Genomic DNA, 20,368 nt, shown 5'->3' with positions numbered 1-20,368 from the left:
CCACCCGTGAGTCACCGGCACGACAGCCGGGAGTCAGCTCAATGGCCCGCCGCTGCCAGGACGGGCTCCGCGGCGAACGCCGCGACCGGGCCGACCACGAAGACCGCCGGGGGACCCACGCCCGCCCGAGCCACCGCCGCCGCGACCTCGTCCAGACGCGTGGGCAACGAACGCTGCTCCGGGTGGCCGGCATCCTGCACGGCGAGGACGGGAGTGTCCGGGGAACGCCCGTGCGCGATCAGCTCCACGGCGACCGCGCCGATCGTCTCGACCCCCATCAGCACCACCAGGGTGCCCCGGGCCCGGCCCAGCGCCGCCCAGTCAACCAGCGAATCCGGATGCCCCGGCGGTAGGTGCCCGGAGACCACGGTGAACTCGTGCGCCGTCCCGCGATGGGTGACCGGTACCCCGGCCAGGGCGGCCGCGGCCACCGCGCTGGTCACCCCCGGCACCACGGTCACCGGCACTCCGGCCGCCGCGCAGGCCAACACCTCCTCATGCCCACGACCAAAGACGTACGGGTCGCCACCCTTGAGCCGAACCACCCGCCGCCCGGCACGGGCGTGCCGGACCAGTGCGGAGTTGATGGCGTCCTGCCCGACGGACGGTCCCCGAGGTGACTTCGCCGCGTCCACCACCCGCACCCCCGGGCGTAGTCCGGCGAGCAGACCCTGCGGGGCGAGCCGGTCCACCACCACCACGTCGGCGGCCTCCAGCAGCGCCCGGCCCCGCACGGTGATCAGGTCCGCCGGGCCCGGCCCGCCGCCGACGATCGCCACCGCACCCGGCCGCAACGCGGGCTCGGGGTGCTGGTGCCGCTGCTCGTGCTGGTGCTGGTGCTCGTGCTGGTGGCTGTGCCCGCCGACCGGGTCGTCCGGGTGGTCATGCGGGGTCTGTGGCCGACCCACCTTGTCGACGAAGCCCGGCATCGACACCCGGTACGCACACGTGTCGCAGTTCATCCGAATGTCGCCGCGTACCGCCTCGGCGTGGCGCTCCAACACCAGGTCGGCGAGGGCGTCGCAGTCCCCGATCAGGTCCGCCACCCGCAGGTCCAGCTCGGGATGGGCGGCGGCGAACTCCCGCGCCTGGGCCCGGATCCGATCCGGCAGCACCCCAGCGAACAGGAAGTACGGGGCGACAACGATCCGCCGTGCCCCGAGCCGACGCAGCCGGTCCAGGACCGCCGGAACGGAGGGCTCGGCGAGCGAGATGAAGCCCGGTTCCACGCCCGCGTAGCCCCGTCCCTCCCACAACAACCGAGCCACCTTCGCGACCTCGGCGTTCGCGTCCGGGTCGGTGGAACCACGCCCGATCAACGCCACCCACGTGCCGGCCCGATCCGCCCCGGCCAACGCCACGTCGATCCGCTCCGCAAGGGCGGTCTGCAGCCTCGGGTGCGGACCGAGCGGTCGACCGTAGGCGTAGGACAGGCCGGGGTGGCGCTGCACTTCCCGGGCCAGCGCGGCCGGGATGTCGCCCTTGCCGTGCCCGGCCGCGGTCAACACCAGCGGCAGCGCCACCAACGCCCGGTGCCCCCGGCCGACGAGCGCGCCGACCGCGTCGGTCAGGGGCGGACGAGACAATTCGATGAAGCCGCCCTCGACGTCACCGACCGTACCGCCGGCACGGGTGCGCACCCGCTCGACCAGCGCGGCGAACTGCGCCACTCCCTCGGCGCTGCGGGTGCCGTGTCCGACGATGACCAATGCGGTCACTCTTCCCCCTCCACATAGAGCAGGGCGTTGAGGGCGGCGGCGGCCACCGCCGACCCGCCCTTCTCGCCCCGGTTCGAGATTCCCGGCAGGCCGCTGATTCGCAGCGCGGCCTTCGACTCCGCGGCGCCGACGAAGCCCACCGGCAGGCCGACCACCAGGGCCGGCCGGGCATCCAGGGCGAGCAGTTCGATCAGCGCCGTGGGCGCGCAGCCGATCACCCACACCGCGCTCGGCCCGACCCGGTCCAGGGCGATCCGCACCGCGGCGGCGGAGCGGGTGATCCCGGCCTGCCGGGCCAGCCGGGCGGTGCCCGGCTCGGCCACCGGGCAGACCGTCGCCCGGCCGGTGATCCCCGCGGCGACCATCGCCACATCGGCCACGACCGGGGCGCCGGACCGAAGCGCGGCCAACCCACCGGCCAGTGCGGTCTCGGCACAGACCAGATCCGTCACATAGCTCAGGTCCGCGCTGGCGTGTACCACCCGCTCGGTGACCGCGCGGGTCAGCGGCGGCAGGTGCCAGAGGTCAACCCGCTCCCGCAGAATCCGGTACGACTCCACCTCGATCGGATGCACCGACCGGCTCATCCGTCCTCCCGCGCTGGTGCGGGGTTGACCGGGGTGATGACCATCGGCTCCTCCAGGTGGCGCGGGTCCGCGGCGCGGATGGCGCCGACCGGGCAAATCTCCAGACACTCCCAGCAACCGGTGCAGCGGTCGGCGCGAATGACGAGGCCACCGGCGACCGGCCGGATGGCGTGCGTGGGGCAAGTCAGCAGGCAGGCCCCGCAGCCCTGGCAGGCGTCAACGACCACCGGTGCGGGGCCGGTCATGCCCGCCACCGGTAGCCCCGTGGGGTGACCATCCGACCGGCGATCCGGCGCGTCTGGCTACTGCCCACGACCACGACGCTGTACATGTCGACGATCGTCGGGTCGAGGGTGGCCAGGGTGGCCAGGTGCACCCGCTGCCCGTCCCGGCTGGCGTTGCGGACCACGCCGACGGGCGTCTCCGGTGGCCGGTGCTCCGCGAAGAGCCGCAGCGCGGCTGGCAACTGCCAGTCCCGGTTCCGGCTACGCGGGTTATAGAGCAGCGCCACGAAGTCCCCCTGCGCCGCGGCGGCCACCCGACGGGTGATGACCTCCCAGGGAGTGTGCAGGTCGGAGAGGCTCAGGTAGACGTGGTCGTGCCCCAGCGGCGCACCGAGCAGGGCCGCCGCCGCGAGAGCGGCGGTCACCCCGGGCACGCCGACCACGTCGACTCGCTCGTCGGCGTACTCCAGGGCAGGGCTCGCCATCGCGTACACCCCGGCGTCGCCGGATCCGACCAGGGCGACGGCTTGGCCGGCGGTGGCCTCGGCGACGGCGGAACGGGCGCGCTGCTCCTCGGCGCCGAGCCCGCTGGCGAGCACCCGGGTCCCCGGGCGCAACAAGTCGCGGATCTGGTCCAGGTACTGGTCCAGACCGACCACGACGGCGGCCCGCCGTAGCTCGGTCACCGCCCGGGGGGTGCGCAGGTCGGCCGCGCCGGGACCGAGGCCGACCAGGGCAAGCCGGCCACGCGGCGCGTGCCGGGCGACCGCGACGGTCGCCATCGCGGTCGCGGTCTTGGCCACCAGCAGTTCGGCGTCCCCGCCGAGCAACGCCGCAGCCTCCGCAACACTCGGGGTACCGACCGCGGCGCGAACCACCTCGCTGGGGTTGGGCACCGCAACCGCCGCCAACTCCGCGGCAGGCCAGGTCGTCAGGGGTATCCGCAGCGCGCCGGCGGTGGCGCGGATACCGTCCTCATCGGCCTTAATGTCGGCGCTGGCCAGACAGCGCAGGCTCGCCGCGCTGAGGCCCGCGGTGGCGAGCACCCGATCCAGCAGGGCACGCACCTCCGCGGCTGGCACGCCGCGACTCGCCCCGACCCCGGCGACCAGCGAGGGGGGCCGGAGCACGGCGGTCCGCCCATCCAGGGGCACGATCCGGTCGGTGACCAGCACCCGATAGCCGACCGCGGGGGCATCGGCGGTGCCGGCCGGGGCGACGTGGACGTTCGTTGGCAAGGCCGGCAGTGGCCAGGGCGCGTCGGCGACCACCGTGACCCGTTCGCCGTCCAGGATCGCCCGGCTCACCGCGGCGACCGCGCCCTCGACCGGCCAGCCCAGGGTGTCCAGGCCGGGCAGGTCGACCGCGTCGGTGGCGGTAGTGATCACCGGCGCCGCGTCGAGTAGCACCCCGACCTCGACAGCGAGGGCGTTGGCACCGCCGGCGTGCCCACCGAGCAGGGCCACCGCGTGCCGGGCCGCCTCGTCCACCGTCACCACTGCCGGATCTCCGCGCTTGTCGTCGAGGAGCGGCGCGAGGAGGCGGACCACCGCACCGGTGGCCAGGAACGCGACGATCTGGTCGCACTCCGACCAGGCGGCCCGGAGCCCGGCGGCGGCGCTCTCCGCCTCCAGAAGCCGGGCCTGCGGCCAGGCATCGGCGAGAACACGGGCATGCCGGCGCCCCGCCGCGGTGACCGCGACCAGCCCGATCCGGCGCGAGCGCGCCTCGGTGCATTCGACGTGCTTCACAGGAGCTCCCCGGTGAGGACGACCACCGGATTGGTGGCCGCGAGACGGATCGACCCGCCGGGCAAATCGGCGAGGCGGGCGGCGGAGAGCTGAACACCGTCGACCGTGTAGCCGACGGCACGCAGCACATCCCGGGCCGGGGCGACCCGGTCCAATGCGGCGAGCGCGACGAGTACCCGCGCCGGTCGGCGGGCCGCCACCGCCGCGAGCACCCCGGTGCCACCCCCGCCGACGAAGACCGCGTCGGCGTCGGGGAGCCCGTCCAGGGCGGCCGGTGCAGCTCCGGGAACCACCCGTACGTCTACGCCGTGCCGAGCGGCGTTGCCGTGCACCAGGTCCACGGCGGCCGGATCCCGCTCAACCGCGACGACCGCCGCGCCGAGCAGGGCGCATTCGATGCCCACCGAGCCGCTGCCGGCGCCCACGTCCCACACCAACCGGCCGAGCCGGGGCCGCAGCCCGGCCACGACCAGCGCCCGTACCTCCGCCTTGGTGATCATCGAATCGCGGTGCTGGTACGCCCCCTCGGGCAGCGCCCACCCTGCGGCCGGGGCGGCGGCCGGTTGGTTGTCCACCCGGGCCGCTCCGCCCGGTCCGGGGGCGAGACTCAGCAGCACATGCGGATCCGCCCAGCTACCAGCCGCCGCCTCCGCCGGGGTCGTCCAGGTGATCCGTTCGGCGTCGGTGCCGAGGTGCTCGGCCACCACCAGGCGACGTGACCAGCCCGCCAGGCCGGCACCGAGCTCCGCGGCCCCCGCGCCCGGCGCGGTGAGCACCGCGACCCGGGGCAGCGCCCGGCAGGCATTGAGCGCCTCCCGGGCGTCCCGGCCGTGGGCGCTGACCACGGCCGCGCCGTCCCAGGAGAGCCCGGCCCGGGCGAACGCGGCGGCGACGCTGGACACCGCCGGTAGCACCCGCACCGGCAGCCCGGCCGCCCGCAGCCGCCGCACGATTCCGAAGCAGCCGGGATCACCGCTGGCGAGGACGACAGCCGGGATGCCGGCGGCAACCGCGGTGGTGAGCCGTTCCAGGGCCGGCGACAGCGGACCGAGCACAACCGTCTCCACGCCGGGCGGCACCGGCGCAGCCGCCAAGTGCCGGGCCGCTCCGACCACGAGCCCCGCCCGCACCAGCTCGGCGGCGAGGGCGGGGTGCGCCGGGTTACCGGCCGCGTCCACACCGGCCACCGTCACCGCCGTCGCTCCGACAGCGCAATCACCTGCGACGACGGAATCGTCGGGGCCGTCGGCGCCGGTATTCCACCGGCCCGCACCCGGCGTACCGGTCATTGGGCCCACCGCCCGCTAGCGGCCACGCAGCGCGCCCCGGTGAAGTCCACCATCGCCACGTCAACGGCGACGGCGTCCTCGGCGAAGCGTCGCAACACCGCGCGAACCCGACGGCAGAGCAGGTCACCGGCGGGGCGGAGCAGGCCAGCGGCCTCCCACAACTCGTACGCGTGCCGACCGGTATTGGCGGCGGTGACGGCGGCGGCCAGGTCGGTGGTGCCGCCCGCCTCGACAGTGACCGCACCGAGCAGCGACAGGTCCACCTTGGAGCGGGTGTAGTGAGTCATCAGCACCCCGGCGGCCAGCTTGGCCAGCTTGCCGGCCATGCCGACGAAGGCCACCCCGGACAGGCCGTGGCTGACCGCGGCGGTCACCGCCGCACCGGTGAAGTCCCCGACCTCCACAAAACACACCTCCGGCAGCTCCGGCAGCAGCTTTCGGGCCGCCCGCTCGGTCCGCCCGCCCGTGCAGAGCACCACCGTCGACTCTCCCTGCGCAGCCGCCACCTGTACGGCCTGCACCACGCTGGCCCGCCAGGACGCGGTGGAGAAGGGTCTGACCACGCCGGTCGTGCCGAGAATCGAGATCCCGCCGAGGATGCCGAGCCGACGGTTCGTGGTCTTCCGGGCCATGATCTCGCCACGGGGGACGCTGATCACCACCCGGACGCCGAAGACGGCCAGGTCGACCAGCTCGGCGACCGCCGCGCCGATCATCTGGCGCGGGGTGTCGTTGATCGCCGGTCCGCCGACCGGCAGTCCCAGCCCCGGCTTGGTCACCGTGCCCACCCCGGTTCCACCCTCCAGAGCCAGTCCGGGGACCCGCCGCCAGCCGACCGTGGCGGTCAGCTCGGCGCCGTGGGTGACGTCCGGGTCGTCGCCGGCGTCCTTAACCACCACCGCCTCGGCGCCGACCGCCGTACGGTCGCAGCGGGCGACCGGGAAGCGCACCCGCCGCCCGGCCGGCAGTCCAATCTCGACCTGCTCCGGTGTCACGCCGGTGACCAGGGCGGTCAGCGCGGCCTTCGTCGCGGCCGTCGCGCAGGCGCCGGTGGTCCAGCCGGTACGCAGCGCCACGGGCCGGACCTTCGCGGTACGCGGCAGGTCCGGCTCGCGCAGCGGCGGCACATCGTAGGCCATCAGGTCGGCTGATCCGCCCGCTCCGACCCCGGCCCCGCCGGGCGGGAGCGGCCCGGACCGCTGGCGTTGGACTCGCCGGCCCTCGACACCGCCCGATCGGTGCCCTCCCGACGAAGGGCGGCCCGCGCGGCCGGCTCCGCCCGCCGGTGACCGTGGAAGTGCCCCGGATGGTAGAGATGCGAACGGGTACCGGCGGCCGCCAACGCCGGCCCAACCAGGATGAGGGTGTGCTTCCAGAGCCGGTTTTCCTTGACCGTCGCCGCGAGGGTGCCGACGGTGCAGTGCGCCACCAGCTCGTCCGGCCAGGTCGCCTGATAGGCCACGACCGCCGGGGTGTCGGCCGAGTACCCCCCGGCGAGGAGCTCGGCCTGCACCTGGCCGGAGCGCGCGGCGGAGAGGAACAACGCCATCGTGGTGCCATGCCGGGCGAACTCGCGCACCCGCTCACCCGGCGGCATCGGCGTCTTCCCGCCCTCCAGGCGGGTGAGGATGACCGACTGCGCGACCTCGGGAACGGTCAGCTCCCGACCGATCCGGGCGGCGACCGCGGTAAACGAGGAGACCCCCGGCACGATCTCCACGGCCAGCCCGAGCGCCCGACACAGGTCAAGCTGTTCCTGCACCGCGCCCCAGAGCGCCGGGTCGCCCGAGTGAATCCGGGCCACGGTCAACCCCTCGGCGGCGGCCCGCCGGTACAGGGGTAGCACTCCCTCCATCGGCAATCGCGACGAGTCGACGATCTCGGCGTCCGGTCGGGCGTGGGCCAGCACGTCGGCGTGGACCAGGCTGGCCGCCCAGACCACCACGTCGGCGGCGGCGATCACCCGGGCCGCGCGCAGGGTCAGCAGATCTGGCGCCCCCGGACCCGCACCCACGAACCAGACGGTGCCGCTCACAGTTTCCCCCCTCGGCGGTCCCGACGGGCCGGGACCAGCAGTGTCGACAGGTACGGCGGGTCGTCGCCGGCCTCGGCGGCCGGACCGACGCGGTCGCCGGCCAGGCCCAACCCACTGCCCAGCACCGCGTCGGTGAGTCGACCCTGCCGGCGTAGCTCGGCCAGCAGCTCCGCGTGCCGCCGCCACCCCTTGTAGGCGACGACCGTGCCCGGCCCGGCGACCGCGTCGGCGAAGAGCGCCAGTCCGGCGGTGGCCGGCAGCAGGGTCAGCGGCTCTCGCCCCTCGCAGAGTGGAACTCCGCTTCGGGCGGCGAGCTCCTGCATCGCCGTGATGCCGGGGACGGTGTGCACGGCGACCGCCGGCCGTAGCTCGTGGAGGGTCTGCGCCAGGTAGCCGAAGGTGGAGTAGACGTTGGGGTCGCCGATGGTGGCGAAGGCCAGGGCCCGGGCCCCGTCGTCAACGGCGGTGGCGACCACCTGCGCGGCGGCGTTCCAAGCGCTCTCCCGCCGTTGGGTCACCCCACCCCGGTCGTCCAGGGCGAAGGGCAGTCGGCGCAGCCGCCCCGGCGGGACGTACGGGACGATGGTGGTCTCGGCCCGGCCGGCGATGTGGGCGCCCTCGGGCCGGTCCAGCACGGGTACGAAGACCACGTCGGCCTCGCGCAGCACCCGCACCGCGCGCACGGTGAGTAGCTCGGGGTCGCCGGGGCCCACCCCGACCCCGGTCAGCGTCGCGGTCACCGGGTCGCCGCCGTTACCAGCCGCTGGGCTGCTTGGGGATAGCCAGCCCAGTGGGTGTGCAGGTACGAGGCGTGGATCCGGCCGGCGACGAAGCCGTGCGCGGCGCCGTCCCAGCGCCACGCCGGCAGCTCACCGTGACCGGGTTCGGTGCCGGTGCGGTGGAACTCGTGCCCGCGGACCGGGTCACCCGCGGCGTGCGCCACCGAATCGGCGGCGGCGACGGCCGACCGGTAGCCAAGGGTGAGCCGTCCGGTCATTCGGGCGGTCAGGTCGAGTCGGCCGCACATTGGCACCCCATCCAGTTCGCGTCCCAGGTAGAGCAGGCCCGCGCACTCGGCCACCACCGGCCCGTCGAAGGCGGCCAGATCGGCGCGCAGCCCGGTGTTGGCGGCGAGCGCCTCCACGTGCACCTCGGGGAAGCCTCCGCCGATAACCACCGCCCGGGTTCCGGGCGGCAGCGCCGGATCGTGGAGCGGGTCGAAGGGGACGACGGTCCCACCGGCGGCGGTGAGCAGCTCGGTCGTCTCGGCGTAACCAAAGGTGAAGGCCGGGCCGCCGGCGACGGCGACCACCGGACGGTCGGACCCGGCCGAGCCACCGACGACGGCGGCCGGGTCCCAGGGCGGCACGGTCAGCGGTGGCGCGCTGCGGGCCAGCTCCAGCACCGCGTCGAGGTCCACCGTCGCTGCCACCAGGTCGGCCAACGCGTCGACCACGGCGATCGACTCGGCGGCCCGCTCCGCGACCGGCACCAGGCCGAGGTGACGAGCGGGGGCGGCGACCTCGGCGGCCCGGGTGACCGCGCCCAGCACCGGTACACCGACCTCGGCCAGGGCCTCGCGCAGCAACCGCTCGTGCCGGGACGAGCCGACCCGGTTGAGAATCACCCCGCCGATTCGCACCGCCGGGTCGAAGGCGCCCATTCCGAGGGCCAGGGCGGCGGCGCTGCGCCCCTGGGCGGTGGTGTCGAGCACGAGCAGCACGGGCGCGGCGACGAGCCGGGCGACGTGGGCGGTGGAGGCGTACCCGCGGTGGCCGACCGCACCGTCATGCAGCCCCATCACCCCCTCAATCACCGCGATGTCGGCGGGGCGGGGCACGGCCGCGCCGTGCCGCAGCAGACCGGCGACCCGCTCCTCCCCCACCAACCACGGGTCGAGGTTGCGGCCAGGCCGGCCGGCGGCGAGGGCGTGGTAACCGGGGTCGATGTAGTCCGGTCCGACCTTGTGTGGACTGACCGGGTGGCCCCGACGGCGCAGCGCGGCGAGCAGCCCGGTGGCGATCGTGGTCTTGCCGTGCCCGCTGGCCGGCGCGGCGACCACGACCCGCGGCAGTGACCAGGCGACGCTCACCATTCGATGCCCTTCTGGCCCTTCTGGCCGGCGTCCATCGGATGCTTCACCTTGGTCAGCTCGGCAACCAGGTCGGCGGCGGCCACCAGGCGGGGGTCGGCGTCCCGGCCGGTGATGACGACGTGTTGAAAACCGGGTCGGGCGGTGAGGGTGTCGACCACCTCCGCGACGTCCACCCAGCCCCACTTCATCGGGTAGGTGAACTCGTCGAGCACGTAGAGGCCGTACCGCTGGGCGGTCAGGTCGCGCTGGATCTGCCGCCACCCCTCGCGGGCGTCGGCGGCGTGATCGGCCGCGCCGTCGCGCTGGATCCAGGACCAGCCCTCACCCATCTTGTGCCAGCTCACCGGGGCGCCCTGACCGGTCTGCTCGTGCACCTCACCGAGGGCGCGGAAGGCGCTCTCCTCGCCCACCCGCCACTTGGCGCTCTTGACGAACTGGAACACCCCGATCGGCAGTCCCGCGGTCCAGGCCCGCAGCGCGAGGCCGAAGGCGGCGGTGGACTTCCCCTTCATGGATCCGGTGTGGACGATCAGCAGTGGGCGGTTCCGCCGCTGCCGGGTCGTGAGCCCGTCGGCCGGCACGTGCGTCGGCTTACCCTGCGGCATCAGCGCACGCTCCGCTCCGCGGCGTAGCCGGCGGTCGCCAACGCCGCCAACGGGGCGGTCGTCACGGTGGGCAGGGGGTGGTGGGCGGCGGCCAGCTGGGTGGCCAGGCGGCGGGCGAGGTCAAGGCGGACGGGGCCGGACTCGCAGTCCACGACGACACAGGGGGCACCGGTCGCGCGTAGCACCGCCGCCGCCCGCGCCGCGCGGGCCAACGGGTCCGCGCCGGCGGTGGCCCGACCGTCGGTCAGGACCAGGGTCAACGGTTGCCGGCGAGGGTCCCGCAGGCGCTCCACCCGCAGCAGCTCAGCGGCGGCGAGCAGGCCCTCCGCGAGCGGGGTACGCCCACCGGTGGGCAGCTCGGCCAGCCGGGTGGAGGCGGCGAGCACCGAGGCGGTGGCGGGCAACAGGACCTGCGCGCCAGCACCGCGGAAGGCGACCACCGCCACCTTGTCGCGGCGCTGGTAGGCATCGGTGAGCAGGGCAAGCACCGCGCCCTTGACGGCGCTCATCCGCTGCCGGGCACCCATCGACCCACTGGCATCCACCACGAAGAGCACCAGGTTGCCCGCACGCCCTTCCCGAACGGCCTCCCGTACGTCGACCGGGCGTAACCGCAACGGCCCACTGGTCCGCCCCCGGGTGACCTGTTCTGCGGCGGCGGCCCGGACCGTCGCCGGCAGGTGCAGCGCGCCGCAGCGCCCGGCCGGTACCCGAGCGCCGGTGGTGCGGCCCCGCCCGGTCCGCGCCCGCGACCGCCGGCCCGGCACTCCCTCGCCGATGCCCGGTACGGTGAGCAACCGCGCCCGTAGCCCGAGCTGCGGCGCGGCCACCCGGTGCGGGTCCCGGCTCGGATGCGGGTCCGGCCTCGGGTGCGGGTCCCGGCTTTGGCACTCGGACCGGGGTGCGCCGTCTTCGGGGAGCGCGGTCCGATCCGGACCGGACGGGTCAGCCGCGAAGCCGGCGCTGCCGTCGGGGTGGGTGTCTGCCGCGGAACCGATGTCCGACTCGGGCCCGGTGTCGACCGCCGGACCGCCCGCACCGCTGGGACCAGTACTCCCGCCCGGACCGCCGTCGGGTGTGGTGCCACCCCCCGGACCACCGTCGGGACCGGCGTCATCCCCTGGACCACGGCCGGGACCGGTGCCGTCGTCCGGGTCGTCGGGATGCTCCTCCTGCGCCCGGTTCAACGCCTCGTCGAGGCGCTGTTCGTCCAGTCCCGGCGGGTCGAACGGGTCTCGGCGGCGACGGTGCGGCAGGGCGAGCCGGGCGGCCACCCGAACGTCTTCCGCGGTCACCCGATCCCGGCGCTGCCAGGCGGCGTGCGCAACGGCCGTCCGGGCGGTGACGATGTCGGCCCGCATCCCGTCCACGTCGAAGGCCGCGCAGACCTCGGCGATCTGCCGCAGGGCCGCGTCGGTCAGCACCACCCGGTCCAGCCGGGCACGGGCGTCCGCCACCTGCCCGGCGACCGCCGCGTCCTCCCCGGCCCAGCGGGCGGCGAAGCCGGCCGGGTCCGCGTCGGCGTCGAGCCGGCGACGCACCACCTCCACCCGTACGGCCGGGTCGCGGCTGGCCGTCACCTCCACGGTCAGCCCGAACCGGTCGAGGAACTGTGGGCGCAGCTCCCCCTCCTCCGGGTTCATCGTGCCGACCAGCAGAAACCGGGCCGCGTGGCGGACCGACACGCCCTCCCGCTCGACGTGGCAGCGCCCCATCGCGGCGGCGTCCAACAGCAGGTCAACCACGTGGTCGTGCAGCAGGTTCACCTCGTCGACATAGAGCACCCCCCGATGGGCGGCGGCGAGCAGGCCGGGCTCGTAGGCGCGGACCCCGTCGGCGAGCACCCGCTCCAGGTCGAGCGCGCCGACCACCCGGTCCTCGGCGGCGCCGACCGGCAGTTCGACCAGCGCGGCCGGGCGACGTTCGGTCGCCGGCACCTCCGGGTGGGGCCCGTCCGGACAGCCGGGATCAGGCGTCTGCGGATCGCAGACGAACCGGCAGTCGGCGACCCGAACCACCGGCGGCAGCAGGGCGGCGAGGGCACGCACCGCGGTCGACTTGGCGGTGCCCTTCTCGCCCCGCACCAGCACCCCGCCGATCGCCGGGTTGACCGCGTTCAGCAGCAGCGCCAGGCGCATGTCGGCCATGCCGAGTACGGCCGAGAACGGGTAGTTCACCCCGGGCGCCTCCGGTCGCAACGGCCGTGGCACCCGCAGGCCCGGCTCACTCGTCGTGCTCATCCGCGATCCTCCAGATCACCCTCGCTGGCCAGATACGCCTCCCGGAGCCGGTCCAGGGTGCTCGGCTCCGGCTTTGCCCACAGCCCCCGGTCGGCGGCCTCAAGCAGTCGTTCGGTCATGCCGCGCAGCGCCCACGGATTGGACCGCTCCAGAAACTCCCGGGTCTCTTCGTCAAACAGGTACGCCTCGGCGAGCCGCTCGTACATCCAGTCGTCGACCACACCCGCGGTGGCGTCGTAGCCGAACAGGTAGTCGACGGTGGCCGCCAACTCGAACGCGCCCTTGTAGCCGTGCCGGCGCATCGCCGTGACCCACTTCGGGTTGACCACCCGGGCTCGGAACACCCGGCGGGTCTCCTCGCTGAGGGTGCGGGTCCGCACATCGTGCGGCATCGCCGAGTCGCCGACGTACGCGGCCGGTGCGGCGCCGGTGAGGTGTCGGACCATCGCCACCATCCCGCCGTGGTACTGGAAGTAGTCGTCGGAGTCGACGATGTCGTGCTCCCGGGTGTCCTGGTTCTTCACCGCCACGGCGATCCGCGCGAAGGCGCGTTCCATGTCGGTGCGGGCCTCCCGGCCGTCCAGCCCCCGCCCGTACGCGTAGCCACCCCACACCGCGTACACCTCGGCCAGGTCGGCGTCACTGCGCCAGTTCCGGGCGTCGATCAGCGGAAGCAGCCCGGCCCCGTAGGCGCCCGGCTTCGACCCGAAGATCCGCGCGGTGGCCCGGCGCTCATCGCCGTGCTCGGCGAGGTCTGAGGCCACGTGCGCCCGGAGGTAGTTGTCCGCGGCCGACTCGTCCAGCGCGGCCACCTGCCGTACCGCGTCATCCACCAGCGCCACCACGTGCGGAAAGGCGTCCCGGAAGAAGCCGGAGATGCGGACGGTCACATCGATGCGGGGGCGACCCAACTCGGCCAGGGGCACCACCTCGACTCCGGTCACCCGCCGGGACCGGTCGTCCCAGGTGGGTCGGCAGCCGAGCAACGCGAGCACCTCGGCGATGTCGTCGCCCTGCGTCCGCATGGCGCTGGTGCCCCACACGGTGAGCCCGACCGAGCGCGGGTACGCCCCGGTGTCGGCGAGGTGCCGGCTCAGCAGCGAATCAGCCAGGGCCACGCCGACGTCCCAGGCGTTGCGGCTCGGGATCGCTTTCGGGTCGACCGAGTAGAAGTTGCGGCCGGTGGGCAGCACATTGACCAGGCCCCGGGTGGGTGAGCCGGACGGCCCGGGGGGCACAAACCGCCCGTTGAGGGCGGCGAGGGTGTGTGCCAGCTCATCGGTGGTGCGCTCCAGCCGCGGCACCAGTTCGGTGGCGGCGAAGCGCAGCACCGCGGCGGCGTCCGGAATCGCCCGGCCGGTGACCTCGACGACGACGTCCTCGGCCCGGTCCGCCGGCCAGCCCAGCGTCTCCATTCCGAGGGCGAGGCGCCGGGCCAGGCCCTCGATCAGGTCGACGGCGTCGGCGGCGGTGCCGGCCGGACCATCGGCCACCTCGATCAACGCGACCGGGACCCGCACCCGGTCTCCGGGCGCGGCGAGCAGCGCGGACTCGTCCAGGCCGTAGCTGGCGGCGAGGGCCTGCCGCAGGCCGGGCAGGGCCCGGGTCCCGCCCCACACCTGGGGGGCACGCAGCACGGCGAGCACCAGGTTGACCCGCGCCTCGCCGATGGGGGCATCGGCCAGCACGTGCAGGCCGTCGCGGATCTGCACGTCCTTGACCTCGCAGAGGTAGCCGTCGAGGTGCATCACAAAGTCGTCGAAGTCGTCGGCGGCCGGCATCTCCGACTGGTGCAGGTCGTGGTGCAGCTCCGCGGTGCGCACCAGCTCCCAGATCTGTCCCCGTACGACGGGCACCTTCGCCGGGTCGAGCGCCTGCACGGTCGCGTACTCGTCGAGCAGCTGCTCCAGCTTCGCCAGGTCCCCGTACGTCTCGGCGCGGGCCATCGGCGGCACCAGGTGGTCGACGACGACCGCGTGCGCGCGGCGCTTGGCCTGCGTCCCCTCCCCGGGGTCGTTGACGATGAACGGGTACACCAACGGCAGGTCGCCGAGGACCGCGTCCGGGGCGCAGTCGGCGGCCAGCCCGAGACCCTTGCCCGGCAGCCACTCCAGGGTGCCGTGCTTGCCCAGGTGTACCACGGCGTCGGCGCCGAAGCCCCCCGCCGCGACGGGGGCGGCCAGCCACCGGTACGCGGCCAGGTAGTGGTGGCTCGGCGGCAGGTCCGGGTCGTGGTAGATGGCGATCGGGTTCTCCCCGAAGCCGCGGGGCGGCTGGATCAGCAGGACCACGTTGCCGAACCGAAGGCCGGCCAGGACGAGGTCGCCGCCGTCGGTATACAGCTCCCCTGGCGGCTCCCCCCAGTGGCTGACCATGCCGGCGCGCAGCGGCGCCGGTACCTCGTCGAACCACCGCCGGTACGTCTCCTGCGGTACCCGTGCGCTGGCGGTGGCGAGCTGCTCGGGGGTGAGCCACTCGACGTCGTGGCCGCCGGCGGCGATGAGGGCGTGGATGAGGGCGTCCCCGTCGTCCGGGACGGGTGCCGCGCCGAGGTCGTAGCCGGCGGCGGCGAGCGCGGCGAGCAGCCGCACCGCGCTCGCCGGGGTGTCCAGGCCGACGGCGTTGCCGACCCGGGAGTGCTTCGTCGGGTACGAGCTGAGCACCACCGCCACCCGCTTGCCGGCGTTCGGCCGGTGCCACAGCCGGGCGTGCCGAACGGCGATCCCGGCCACCCGGGCGGCGCGCTCCGGGTCCGGCGCGTAGACCGACAGCCCGTCGGCGTCGATCTGTTTGAACGAGAACGGCACGGTGACGATCCGCCCGTCGAACTCGGGGATCGCCACCTGCATCGCCGCGTCCAACGGGGACAACCCGGCGTCACTGTCGGCCCACTGCTCCCGCGTGCTGGTGAGACAGAGCGCCTGGATGACCGGCAGGTCGAGGGTGGCGAGCGCGCCCACGTCCCAGGCGTCCTCGTCGCCACCACCGGCCGCGTCGGCGGCCACGGTGCCTCCGGCGGCGAGCACGGTGACCAGCAGCGCGTCGCAGCGGGCGAAGAGCTCCAGCGGGCCCGCGCCGGCGGTCAGCCCGCGCAGCGAGCCGCAGAAGATCGGCGCCGCGTTTCCTCCCGCGGCCTCCACGGCATCGGCGAGTGTGTCCACGAAGGCGGTGTTACCGGCCAACGCGTGCGCCCGGTAGAAGACGATTCCGACGGTGGGTCGGGCCGGGTCGGTCGCCCGTTCACCGTGCATCCCGTACACCGGGGTCGGTGCGGGGGGCGCGAACCCCTCGCCGGTGAGCAGCACCGTGTCGGAGAGGAACCGGGCCAGCTGCGCCAGGTTCTCCGGACCCCCTTCGACCAGGTAGGACAGGGCTTGGGTGGTCACCCCGGAGGGCACGGTGGAGGCGGCGGTCAGCTCGGCGTCGGGGACGCTCTCCCCGCCCAACACCACCGTCGGCACGTCCGAGGCGAGGACCGCGGCCAGCCCGTCCGGCCATGCGGCCCGGCCGCCGAGCAGGCGTACGACGGCCAGGTCCACGTCGTCGAGCAGTTCCGGGACGCCGTCAACGGCCACCCGGGTTGGGTTGGCCAGGCGATAGTCGGCCCCGCTGGCCCGCGCGGCGAGCAGGTCGGTGTCGGCGGTGGAGAGCAGCAGAATGCGCACGGCAAACTCCGGAAAGTGACGCCCGCGCCAGGGTGCGGGCGATCAGCGAGACGGGAGACGGTTCGGCTTCACGGCGCCGTCCCGGCCACCCGACCGGGCGGCCGACTGGGCACGCGTCCGGCAGCGATCAGCCGTGAGTAGCGGGGCCGCGAACGACGGCGCCGATCACGGCAGCGGGGCGGTTCTCGACGGTAGGGCCGATCGCGGCAGCCGGGCCGATCGCGACGGCGCTGGACCGCAGACCGATCGCGGGCATCACGCCACCCGCCGGGCCAATGCGACAGTTATCGATAGATAGAACGCTACGCGTCATCGGGTCCTCCTCGGGTATCCACGCCCTGGGGTGCACCGACGGCCGAAGTATCCTGGCTCCCGGATCGACGCTCACCCCCGGCCTTCCAACCGCGCAACGCACGATCGTGGCTCTGCAAGGAGGATCACTCCCCGGTGACAGTGGCGGGACCGCGCCGGATTTACACCGGCTTCCTTCACTGCCGTCCGGCCGCGAACTCTGCCACACCACTACGCCGCGGTCAACGCCGCCGGGGGGGAGCACCGATCGACCGGCGCCGAAGGCATGGCCCCGAAGAACGCGGCGGCTACCGAAGGCGCCGTTCCGGGTGGGCCCGGTTCCAGGCGCGCATCCGCTCCGGATAGCCCACCTTGGCCGCTTCGTACAGCGGCAGGGCCAGCCGGCGGGCGAGCTCCGCGGCAACCCGTGGCGACCTGGTACGGCGGCGGATCCACTCACCGTCGTGAGCGATCGCCACCACCGTCGTATCCGTCGCCGTCGTCTCCGGCTCCAGGTAGAACTCGACGCCAGTCCGGCTGGCGACGAACTGCTCCAGCGCCACCAGGTCCGCGCGGGTGCCCTCCCGGTCAAGCTTCGTCGGCACCCCGTCTGATCCCCAGGTACGCGACCGCTTCCGACTGAACCAGCCCATGCCGCTCCTCCTTGACGTTCCAGTGCCGCCGGCCTCCAGTGCACCACCCTTGGCTGAACGCCATCTGTACGCCCCCTGAGTCCGTGCTGAGGGTACGCCGGGAGCGGGTCGGAGCCAGGTCCGCGGGGCCGGCCGGCTCACCGCCCCGGGGGCGGGAGTGAGGCGTGCGTCACCGCGAGCACGAGCCGGTCCCAGGAGTGGGTCAGACTGCGGCCGGTGAGCTCGGTGAGCCGGCGGAGCCGATGGCGCATGGTCTGCGGGTGCAGTCCGACCGCGGTCGCGGCCTCGACCGCCGACCCGTGGGTGAGGTACGCGTGCAGCCCTTCGAGCAGGTGGGCGTTGGCGGGGGTGAGCACCGGCCCGAGGACCGCGGCGTGCAGCGCAGCACGGTCAACAGGAGGCGCGCCGTGCAGTACCGCGACGGTGAGCGCGTCGCCGCGGTCGAGGACGGTCCGGCGGGCGAACGCCGCCACCGGTGCGTGCTCGAGCGCGGCGACCGCCGCCCGGTAGTCCTGGGGCAGGGTTGCCGGGGAAGCGCCGCTGATCAGACAGGCCCGCCAACCGCCGGCGGCCACCGCCGTCACCACCGCGGACTGATCGTGCTCGTCCGGGAGCAGCAGGACACCCGCGCCGGCCCGCATCGTACTCAGCAGCGCACCGGTACTCAGATCGACCGGGCCGTGGTCCGCGGCAACGACTGGGGCCTCAACGAGCGTGGCGACCCGGGCCGGGTGGGTCTCCGGGCTCATCGGGTCGCCGACGGCGAGGAGGAGACCGAAGCTGGCGGGAACGCGGATGTTGAGCTGCTCGGTACGGTCGGCGAGGGCGCCGGGCGAGGTTTGGCGACCGGCGAGCAGATCATGCAGGAATTCTTCGATCAGTTGGCGCCGGTCGGTAATCAACTCGGCGGCCTTGTGCTGATAGCCGTTGGCCAACGCCTCGGACAGCTCGTCGAGCGCGGCGACGAGGGCCTGCACCAGCGCGGCGAGGTCGACGACGGTCAGGCCGGGCGGGGCGTGCTCGGCGATGGCGTCCGTGATGACAGCTGCCGCGACCCGATAGGCGCGCAGCACCGCCAGCAGTGGCCGGCCGTCGGTGGCGCGGGTGGCGCCGATGCCCCGAAAGCGGCTGATGTCCCGGGCGGTCAGCCGAGTGCCGTCGACCCACATCTCGGTGAGCCGGGTGACGGCCCACTGGGCGATGGCCGTGACCTCCTGCAGTTGGGTGTCGCTGAGTCCGCGGTAGATCGGGACCTGGTCGACGACCGCGCCGACCATCTCATCCACGAGCATTGAGCTACGCTCGGTGAGCATCCGATGCACGAACAGTCGTTCCGCGAGGCCCACCCCGGTCACCGCCCCTCGCACTGCCAGCCGGCCCGACCATCCCCGAACCGCGCGGGTTGACAATACTCATGCTCACCCGGCGCGGAACTGGTGGCGTCACTCGATTGACTGCGGCACGGTGGGGCAACCCCCGGCGCCGCCCCGCTCCCCGCGATCGGCCCGGAAGCGGGTCAATGCCCGCCCCACCGATAGGAGGCATCCGTGGAAGCTGACGTCGTCGTGGTTGGAGCCGGTCTGGCCGGGCTAGTCGCCGCCGCCGAGGCAGCAGACCTCGGCCGGAGCGTGCTCCTCGTTGACCAAGAGGGGGAGCAGAACCTGGGCGGGCAGGCGTTCTGGAGCCTGGGCGGGCTGTTCCTGGTTGACAGCCCCGAGCAGCGGCGGATGGGCGTTCGGGACTCCCTCGAGTTGGCCCGGCAGGACTGGTTCGGCAGCGCCCAGTTCGACCGCGACGAGGACCGGTGGCCGCGCGCCTGGGCCGAGGCGTACTTAGAGTTCGCCGCCGGAGAGAAACGGTCCTGGCTGCGGCAGTACGGGCATCGCTTCTTCCCGGTGGTCGGCTGGGCCGAACGCGGCGACGGTCGGTCCCATGGGCACGGCAATTCGGTTCCGCGGTTCCACATCACCTGGGGCACCGGACCCGGTGTGGTGGAGCCGTTCGAGCGACGGGTACGGGCGCACGTCGACACCGGACGGATCCGGTTCGCGTTCCGCCACCAGGTTGACGGGCTACTCGTGGAAGCCGGTGCGGTGGTCGGGGTGCACGGCAGCCGGCTGGAGCCGACCACGGCCGAGCGCGGCCGACCGAGCAGCCGAACCGTGGTCGGCGAGTTCCAGGCCCGCGCCCAGGCCGTCATCGTCACCAGCGGCGGGATTGGCGGCAACCACGACCTGATCCGCCGGGCGTGGCCGGCGCGGCTCGGCAGCCCGCCGAAGCGGATGGTGGCCGGAGTGCCGGCCCACGTGGACGGCCGGATGCTGGGCATCGCCGAGGAGGCCGGCGCCAACATCATCAACCCGGACCGGATGTGGCACTACGTCGAAGGGTTACGGAACTGGGATCCGATCTGGGAGAACCACGGAATTCGCATCCTGCCCGGACCGTCCTCACTCTGGCTGGACGCCGCCGGCAACCGGCTGCCGGCCCCGTACTTCCCCGGCTTCGACACCCTCGGCACACTGCGTCACCTACGCCACAGCGGCTACGACTACTCCTGGTTCCTACTGACTCAGAAGATCATCGAGAAGGAGTTCGCTCTCTCCGGCTCCGAGCAGAACCCGGACCTGACCGGCAAGGACCTCAAGCTGCTGCTGTCCCGGGTGCGGGCCGGTGCTCCCGGCCCGGTCGAGGCGTTCAAGCGGCACGGCGAGGACTTCGTCGTCGCGGACACCCTCGACGACCTCGTCGCCGGGATGAACCGCATCGCCGACCCGGACGTGCCGGCGATCGACCTGGGCCGGATCCGTACGCTCGTCGCCGAACGGGACCGACAGCTCACCAACACATTCAGCAAGGATGCTCAGGTCAAGGCGATCCGCTCCGCCCGCACGTACCGCGGTGACCGGCTCCTGCGGGTCGCCGCGCCGCATCGCCTCCTGGATCCGAAGGCCGGACCCTTGATCGCCGTACGGCTCAACGTCCTCTCCCGCAAGACCCTCGGGGGGCTGGAGACCGACCTGGACGGTCGCTGCCGGACCCGCGACGGCGACGCTTTTCCCGGCCTCTACGCCGCCGGCGAGGTCGCCGGGTTCGGCGGTGGCGGCATGATGGGCTACAACGCCCTGGAGGGCTCGTTCCTCGGCGGCTGTCTCTTCTCCGGCCGGGTCGCCGGTCGCGCCGCCGCCCGCCAGATCAGCTGACGGGCGACGCCC

16 protein-coding genes and 1 riboswitch are annotated in these 20,368 nt (G+C 74.0%); of the genes, 1 reads left to right on the top strand and 15 read right to left on the bottom strand.

Annotated features, from left to right (window positions below):
• Positions 1–38: 38 nt before the first annotated feature.
• The 15 genes from cobA to B116_RS0120100 all read right to left on the bottom strand — a co-directional run bounded on the left by cobA (position 39) and on the right by B116_RS0120100 (position 18,499).
• Positions 39–1,718, bottom strand: a complete 1,680-nt coding sequence (cobA, locus tag B116_RS0120170; RefSeq protein WP_027661134.1) for a uroporphyrinogen-III C-methyltransferase — start codon at positions 1,716–1,718, stop codon at positions 39–41.
• Positions 1,715–2,305: a precorrin-8X methylmutase gene (locus B116_RS0120165; protein ID WP_027661133.1), complete on the bottom strand. Its 591-nt coding sequence runs from the start codon at positions 2,303–2,305 to the stop codon at positions 1,715–1,717. The genes cobA and B116_RS0120165 overlap by 4 nt, the downstream gene beginning before the upstream one ends.
• Positions 2,302–2,559: a 4Fe-4S binding protein gene (locus B116_RS0120160; protein WP_018720135.1), complete on the bottom strand. Its 258-nt coding sequence runs from the start codon at positions 2,557–2,559 to the stop codon at positions 2,302–2,304. The genes B116_RS0120165 and B116_RS0120160 overlap by 4 nt, the downstream gene beginning before the upstream one ends.
• Complete coding sequence (cobJ, locus tag B116_RS0120155) at positions 2,547–4,280, bottom strand: precorrin-3B C(17)-methyltransferase (RefSeq protein WP_027661132.1); 1,734 nt, start codon at positions 4,278–4,280, stop codon at positions 2,547–2,549. Before cobJ ends, B116_RS0120160 begins: the two co-directional genes overlap by 13 nt.
• Positions 4,277–5,569, bottom strand: coding sequence for a bifunctional cobalt-precorrin-7 (C(5))-methyltransferase/cobalt-precorrin-6B (C(15))-methyltransferase (locus B116_RS0120150; protein WP_033667747.1), 1,293 nt, complete (start codon positions 5,567–5,569; stop codon positions 4,277–4,279). The genes cobJ and B116_RS0120150 overlap by 4 nt, the downstream gene beginning before the upstream one ends.
• On the bottom strand, positions 5,566–6,708 hold the full coding sequence (locus B116_RS0120145; RefSeq protein WP_027661130.1) for a cobalt-precorrin-5B (C(1))-methyltransferase: 1,143 nt from the start codon (positions 6,706–6,708) through the stop codon (positions 5,566–5,568). Before B116_RS0120145 ends, B116_RS0120150 begins: the two co-directional genes overlap by 4 nt.
• Entirely contained in the window at positions 6,708–7,604 is an 897-nt protein-coding gene (cobM, locus tag B116_RS0120140; protein WP_027661129.1) for a precorrin-4 C(11)-methyltransferase, read from the bottom strand. The genes B116_RS0120145 and cobM overlap by 1 nt, the downstream gene beginning before the upstream one ends.
• The gene (cobI, locus tag B116_RS0120135; protein WP_027661128.1) at positions 7,601–8,344 is read right to left on the bottom strand and encodes a precorrin-2 C(20)-methyltransferase; all 744 of its coding nucleotides are present in this window, start codon (positions 8,342–8,344) and stop codon (positions 7,601–7,603) included. The genes cobM and cobI overlap by 4 nt, the downstream gene beginning before the upstream one ends.
• Positions 8,341–9,699: a cobyrinate a,c-diamide synthase gene (locus B116_RS0120130; RefSeq protein WP_027661127.1), complete on the bottom strand. Its 1,359-nt coding sequence runs from the start codon at positions 9,697–9,699 to the stop codon at positions 8,341–8,343. The genes cobI and B116_RS0120130 overlap by 4 nt, the downstream gene beginning before the upstream one ends.
• Positions 9,693–10,304, bottom strand: a complete 612-nt coding sequence (gene cobO / locus B116_RS0120125) for a cob(I)yrinic acid a,c-diamide adenosyltransferase (protein WP_027661126.1) — start codon at positions 10,302–10,304, stop codon at positions 9,693–9,695. Before cobO ends, B116_RS0120130 begins: the two co-directional genes overlap by 7 nt.
• Positions 10,304–12,544, bottom strand: a complete 2,241-nt coding sequence (locus tag B116_RS0120120) for a magnesium chelatase subunit D family protein (protein WP_027661125.1) — start codon at positions 12,542–12,544, stop codon at positions 10,304–10,306. Before B116_RS0120120 ends, cobO begins: the two co-directional genes overlap by 1 nt.
• The gene (gene cobN, locus B116_RS0120115; protein WP_027661124.1) at positions 12,541–16,209 is read right to left on the bottom strand and encodes a cobaltochelatase subunit CobN; all 3,669 of its coding nucleotides are present in this window, start codon (positions 16,207–16,209) and stop codon (positions 12,541–12,543) included. The genes B116_RS0120120 and cobN overlap by 4 nt, the downstream gene beginning before the upstream one ends.
• A 127-nt stretch (positions 16,210–16,336) precedes the next feature.
• The gene (locus B116_RS27645) at positions 16,337–16,522 is read right to left on the bottom strand and encodes a hypothetical protein (protein WP_155255771.1); all 186 of its coding nucleotides are present in this window, start codon (positions 16,520–16,522) and stop codon (positions 16,337–16,339) included.
• A gap of 45 nt (positions 16,523–16,567) precedes the next feature.
• A riboswitch (cobalamin riboswitch) is annotated at positions 16,568–16,698 on the bottom strand.
• A 110-nt stretch (positions 16,699–16,808) separates the two neighbouring features.
• Entirely contained in the window at positions 16,809–17,153 is a 345-nt protein-coding gene (locus tag B116_RS0120105; RefSeq protein WP_018255668.1) for a hypothetical protein, read from the bottom strand.
• Between the two features lie 137 nt (positions 17,154–17,290).
• Entirely contained in the window at positions 17,291–18,499 is a 1,209-nt protein-coding gene (locus B116_RS0120100; protein ID WP_027661123.1) for a PucR family transcriptional regulator, read from the bottom strand.
• Between the two features lie 201 nt (positions 18,500–18,700).
• On the opposite strand from B116_RS0120100, the gene B116_RS0120095 reads away from it, so the two are divergent.
• A complete protein-coding gene (locus B116_RS0120095; protein WP_027661122.1) occupies positions 18,701–20,356 on the top strand; it encodes an FAD-binding dehydrogenase in 1,656 nt (551 codons plus the stop codon).
• Positions 20,357–20,368: the final 12 nt, after the last annotated feature.

Source organism: Salinispora fenicalii, from assembly GCF_000514815.1.
In the GTDB taxonomy this organism is placed as follows: Bacteria; Actinomycetota; Actinomycetes; order Mycobacteriales; family Micromonosporaceae; genus Micromonospora; species Micromonospora fenicalii.
Note: the sequence above shows the minus strand (reverse complement) of the source record. Positions and strands in the feature narration are given on the sequence as shown.

What these genes read in the sequence shown, in the direction of transcription:
- B116_RS0120120 (WP_027661125.1), bottom strand. Translation starts at nt 12,544, where the DNA reads ATGAGCACGACGAGTGAGCCGGGCCTGCGGGTGCCACGGCCGTTGCGA.
- cobO (WP_027661126.1), bottom strand. Translation starts at nt 10,304, where the DNA reads ATGCCGCAGGGTAAGCCGACGCACGTGCCGGCCGACGGGCTCACGACC.
- B116_RS0120165 (WP_027661133.1), bottom strand. Translation starts at nt 2,305, where the DNA reads ATGAGCCGGTCGGTGCATCCGATCGAGGTGGAGTCGTACCGGATTCTG.
- B116_RS27645 (WP_155255771.1), bottom strand. Translation starts at nt 16,522, where the DNA reads ATGACGCGTAGCGTTCTATCTATCGATAACTGTCGCATTGGCCCGGCG.
- B116_RS0120145 (WP_027661130.1), bottom strand. Translation starts at nt 6,708, where the DNA reads ATGGCCTACGATGTGCCGCCGCTGCGCGAGCCGGACCTGCCGCGTACC.
- B116_RS0120130 (WP_027661127.1), bottom strand. Translation starts at nt 9,699, where the DNA reads ATGGTGAGCGTCGCCTGGTCACTGCCGCGGGTCGTGGTCGCCGCGCCG.
- B116_RS0120150 (WP_033667747.1), bottom strand. Translation starts at nt 5,569, where the DNA reads ATGACCGGTACGCCGGGTGCGGGCCGGTGGAATACCGGCGCCGACGGC.
- B116_RS0120105 (WP_018255668.1), bottom strand. Translation starts at nt 17,153, where the DNA reads ATGGGCTGGTTCAGTCGGAAGCGGTCGCGTACCTGGGGATCAGACGGG.